Genomic DNA, 4,741 nt, shown 5'->3' on the forward strand with positions numbered 1-4,741 from the left:
GGTCCGGTTCGCCTGGTCGCGCAGCCGGGCCAGCAGCTTGCCCGAACGCTCGCCCGGCGCCTCGGCGCAGGCGCGCGCCGCACTGGCCATCAGCGGCCAGCCGTAGCGGGTGTTGACCGACGGATGCAGTTCTTCGACCACGTTCTCCACGACGTCGAGCGCGCCGGTCAGGTCGCCCTCGGCCACCTTCAGGTCGAGCCGCAGGCGTACGGAGGGGAACAGCTCCTGTGTGCGGGAGAACGTCGGGGCGAGGACGGAGTCGAGCGCGGCGGCGGCCCGCGCGGCAACGGCCAGGTCGCCACGGGCGAGCGCGATGTCGCCCAGCGCGTTGTGAAGCGACGCCCGAGTGAGCGGCGGCGGGGACAGCTCCAGCGCGTGCTCGGTCACCTCCAGGACCTCGTCCCACCGGCCCAGGTTGAGCAACGGCTCGGCGAGGTTGATGGTGAGGAACGCGCCGGAGGTACGGGCCTGTCCGTGCTTGCGCGCCAGGGCGATGCCCCGCTGAGCCGCCTCGATGGCGCGTTCGTGCTCGCCGATGCTCTCCAGGATGTGCGACTCGTTGGTGGCCACGCGGAGCATGGCGGAGTCGTCGGCGCCCCGGCGGTAGACCTCCGCGGCCTCGGCCAGGACGGCCAGGTGACGCGCGGCGTCGGTCTCGGCGAAGTCGCAGGCCGCGATCGTGGTCAGCGCGTGCGCCTCGACCGTGGCGTCACCGGTCTCCCGGGCCACCGCGAGCGCCGCCGAGGCCAGCTCACGCGCCTCCTCGGCGCGGTTCGGCAGCAGGTAGAGGTGCTGCGCCAAGGTGGACAGCACGCGGGCGCGGGTGGTGCTCGGTGGGTCGACGGGCACGAGGCGGGCCGCCTCGCGCAGGTCGTCCAGCGCGGTGCGGTGGCCCAACCGGATCTTGAGGCGGCCCCGCTGCTCCAGCACCGCGGCCGCCCGGGGCGGATCGTCGATCTCCTTGAGCGCCTCGCGGGCGAACGCCACGCCGCGTTCGGTCTCACCGGCCAGGTCGGCGGCCTCGATCGCCCGCTCCAGCACGTCGGTGTGGCCGACGCCGAGCCGCTCGGCGGCGTCGGGCACCCGGTCCCACAGCGTGAGGACCCGGTCGATCATGCGGAGCCACTCGGTGTAGGCGGTGGCCTCCTTGGCGACCTGCGCCGCCTGCCAGGCGCTGACCAGCGCCCACGTCGTGTCGTGTGCGGAGTACCAGTGGTGGGCCAGCTCGGCGGCGGCGCGGCCCGGCGGCACGAGCGACGGATCGGCCTCCAGCGCCTCGGCGAACCGCGCGTGGGTGCGCGTGTGCTCGCCCGGCAACAGGTCGCCGTGGATCGCCTCCCGCATCAGCGCGTGCCGGAAGCCGTACGACTCGCCGTCCACGACGAGGACGTTCGCGGCCACGGCGGGCCGTAGCACCCGGGAGAGCCCGGTGTCGTCGAGCCCGCTCACCGCCGCGAGCAGCGCGTGCTCCACCCGGTCGCCGCCCGCGCTGGCCACGCGCAGGATCTCCTGGGTCTCTTCGGGCAGCCGTTGCACGCTGCCGAGGATCAGGTCGCGGAGCGACTCGGGCAGCTCGCAGTTGATCTCACCGTCGCGGCCGAGCAGCGCCTCGACGAACAGCGGGTTGCCCTCGCTGCGCTCGTACACCTCGTCGAGCAGCTGCGGCGCGGGCTCGCGGCCGAGGATGCGGCGTGTCTGCTCGGCGACGGCGCGGCGCGGCAGCCGGTCGAGGTCGAGACGGCGGACCCAGCCGGCGCGGCCGAGTTCGGCCAGCAGCGGCCGGAGGGGATGGTCGCGGTGCAGCTCGTCCGACCGGTAGGTGACGATCACCATCAGGCCGGGCGGCAGGTTGCGGATCAGGTAGCTGAGCAGGTCGCGCGTTGACCGTTCCGCCCAGTGCGCGTCCTCGATGACCAGGACGACGGGCGTCTGCTCCGTCAGCCGCTCGAACAGCAGCAGCACATGGTCGAACAGGCGCGTGCGCGCCTCGGTCGTGGCGGTCTCGGTGTCCGGCTCGCCGAACTCCGGCAGCAGGCGCGCCAGCCCGCCGGGTGAGCCGCCGGGCAGCAGGGCGGCCACCCCGTCGACGCCGATCTCGCGGACGAGCTGCCGGAGCACCGCGCTGAACGGCGCGAACGGCAGGCCCTCGGAGCTGATCTGGAGACATCCGCCCATGAGCACGCGGGGCCCGCCGTCGCGGCGGCGGGCCGTCTCGAGGAACTCGCGGATCAGGCGTGTCTTGCCCACCCCGGCCTCGCCGCCCACGAGCAGAGCGGCCGGCGTCTCTCGCAGAGCGGTTTCGAGAGAGGCCAGCTCACTGGCGCGGCCGACCATGACGGCACTGATTCCCTGCTGGTTGGGCACGCTTTCCAGGATGCCATCAAGGTCGGACAAAACAGACTCAATATCCCGGTCCTCGTGAGGGCGTCGCTACCGTGATCGGAGGAGGTGGCCCATGTCACGTACGATGCCGGGCCGGTCGCTGCCGCCGGCGCCCGCGGCCCTGTTCGCGTACGGCACACTCCGGTTCCCGGACGTCCTGCGGGCGCTGCTCGGGCGGGTGCCCGACCACGGGCCGGCGACCGCCGAGGGCTGGCGCGTCGCCGCGCTGGACGGACGGGTCTATCCCGTGCTCGTGCCCGGTCCGGGCGCGGCCGGGGGCGTGCTGATCTCCGGGCTGACCGCCGTGGAGTGGGAGATCATCGACGCGTACGAGGACGACTTCTACGCCCTGGAACGCCTCACGCTCGCCGACGGCCGCCACGGATGGGCCTATCTCACCCGCGACGCCGCGACGGCGCTGCCGGCCGACTGGTCGCCGGAGGACTTCGGCGTCCGCCACCTGAGCGCGTTCGCCGGGAGGTGCCTCGCGTGGCGGCGTTCCCACGGATGACGCCCCGCTCCGCACGGCACGGAGGACACCGGCCGCGTACGGACATTTGTCCCGTCGAGGGGTGGATCGATGGCTCTGCCGCGATGTGCCGCCGGCCGGAAGAGTAAGCCTCATGAAAATCCACGGTCTGCGGCGGTTCCCCCTGGTGACGGCGATCATCTTCGGCGTCACGGCTCTGTCGAACGTCGCGCAGTTCCTCGTGCCCGGCATGCTCGCGCACCTGGAGCGCACCCCCGCCGGTCTCCACGGCGACTGGTGGCGGACCGGCACCTCGCTCTTCGTGCAGGACGGCGGTGTGCCGGGCACGATCTCGAACCTGCTGTTCCTCGTCTTCGTCGGCCTCGTCGCGGAGCAGGTCGTCTCGCGGCCGCGCTGGCTGGTGAGCTACTTCGTCACCGGTCTGGTGGGCGAGGTCGCCGGGTACGCCTGGCAGCCGCACGGGGGCGGGAACTCCGTCGCGGTCTGCGGTCTCGCCGGGGCCGTGGCGGTGGCGCTGTGGCGCGGTGACGGGCGTCTCCCGCGGGTCGCCTCGATGTCCGTGCTGCTGTGGTGCGGCGCGCTCCTGGCCACCGTCTGGTTCCCGCTGCTGGCGATCGGCGTGGTGGCGGCCATGGCCGCCAACATCGCGGCCGGGCGCGGTGTCGCCGCGGGCCGCTGGGCGGCCGTGGCCGTGCCGCTCACGGGCGTGGCCCTGATCGCGATCCGTGACATCCACGGCGGCGCGCTGCTGGTCGGCCTGGTGATCGCCTCCGCCCTCGCCCTGTCCGTCCGCCGTCGCGATCCGGTCGTCGCCTGACCGCGTGATCACTCCGGCCGCCGGCGACGCGCTTCGCGCCGGCGGCCGTTCCGATTTGACGTCCTTCACAGCTAACCGTTACCTATATAGCTAACGGTTAGAGGTGATGCTGTGCAGGACGTCGTACTCGCGTTGCTCGCCAAGGAGCCCTCCCACGGCTACGAGCTGCGGGCCCGGCTCCAGGAGGCCCTGGGGCCGCTCCGCGACGCGCTCAACGCCGGCCAGGTCTATGTGACCCTGACGCGCCTGGAGAAGGCGGGGATGGTCACCGCCGAGCACGTCGGCCAGGCCGACCGCCCGGACCGCAAGGTCTACGCGCTCACGGCCGAGGGCCAGCAGCGCGTACGGACCTGGCTCGCGGACGTGAGCTGGAGCCGGCCGACCGAGTTCCACCTCAAGCTGATCGCGGCCGCCGCGGCCCGCCTGGCCGATCCGGTGGAGATCGTCGACCTCCAGCGCCGCGAGCTGCTGCGCCGGCTGGCCGACGCGCAGCGGGCCGCGCTCACCGAGCCCGAGGGCGCGGCCTCGACGCTGCTCCTCGAAGGCGTCGTCCTCCGGCTCGAGGCCGATCTGCGCTGGCTGGACGCCTGCGCCCACTACTGGGAGACGAGATGACGGTGCTGCGGGCCGTGAGGCTGCGCAAGGAGTACGGCCGGGACGCGGGGCTGGTCCGCGCGGTCGACGAGGTCGATCTGGAGGTACGGCCCGGCGAGATCGTCTCGATCGTCGGCCCGAGCGGCTGCGGCAAGTCGACTCTCCTGCACCTGCTCGGCGGGCTCGAACGGCCCACCGGCGGCGAGGTGCACCTCGCCGACCGGCGGCTCGACCGGATGTCGGAGACCGAGCTGAGCGGCGTGCGGCGCAAGGCCCTGGGCTTCGTCTTCCAGGCGTTCCACCTCGTCGACGAGCTCACCGCGCGGGAGAACGTCGAACTGCCGGCCCTGCTCGCCGGGGTACCGCCGCGTACGGCGCGGCGGCGGGCGTCCGCGCTCCTGGAACGCGTCGGGCTGGCCGACCGGGCCGGTCACCTGCCCGCGGCGCTGTCCGGCGGG

5 protein-coding genes are annotated in these 4,741 nt (G+C 73.5%); 4 read left to right on the top strand and 1 reads right to left on the bottom strand.

Going from position 1 to position 4,741, the window contains the following annotated elements; genetic code table 11:
* Positions 1-2,394 (bottom strand): ATP-binding protein (locus tag ACFFNX_RS42685; RefSeq protein ID WP_378211956.1); only part of this gene is annotated, 2,394 nt, incomplete at its 3' end.
* A gap of 61 nt (positions 2,395-2,455) precedes the next feature.
* On the opposite strand from ACFFNX_RS42685, the gene ACFFNX_RS42690 reads away from it, so the two are divergent.
* The 4 genes from ACFFNX_RS42690 to ACFFNX_RS42705 form a co-directional block, all read left to right on the top strand.
* Entirely contained in the window at positions 2,456-2,893 is a 438-nt protein-coding gene (locus ACFFNX_RS42690; protein ID WP_378211957.1) for a gamma-glutamylcyclotransferase family protein, read from the top strand.
* Positions 2,894-3,005: 112 nt separating this feature from the next.
* A complete protein-coding gene (locus ACFFNX_RS42695; RefSeq protein WP_378211958.1) occupies positions 3,006-3,689 on the top strand; it encodes a rhomboid family intramembrane serine protease in 684 nt (227 codons plus the stop codon).
* A gap of 111 nt (positions 3,690-3,800) precedes the next feature.
* A complete protein-coding gene (locus ACFFNX_RS42700; RefSeq protein ID WP_378211959.1) occupies positions 3,801-4,304 on the top strand; it encodes a PadR family transcriptional regulator in 504 nt (167 codons plus the stop codon).
* The coding region (locus ACFFNX_RS42705) for an ABC transporter ATP-binding protein (RefSeq protein ID WP_378211960.1) at positions 4,301-4,741 on the top strand (441 nt) is incomplete at its 3' end. The genes ACFFNX_RS42700 and ACFFNX_RS42705, both read left to right, overlap by 4 nt.

This window comes from Actinoallomurus acaciae (genome assembly GCF_042429965.1).
Classification (GTDB): Bacteria; Actinomycetota; Actinomycetes; order Streptosporangiales; family Streptosporangiaceae; genus Actinoallomurus; species Actinoallomurus acaciae.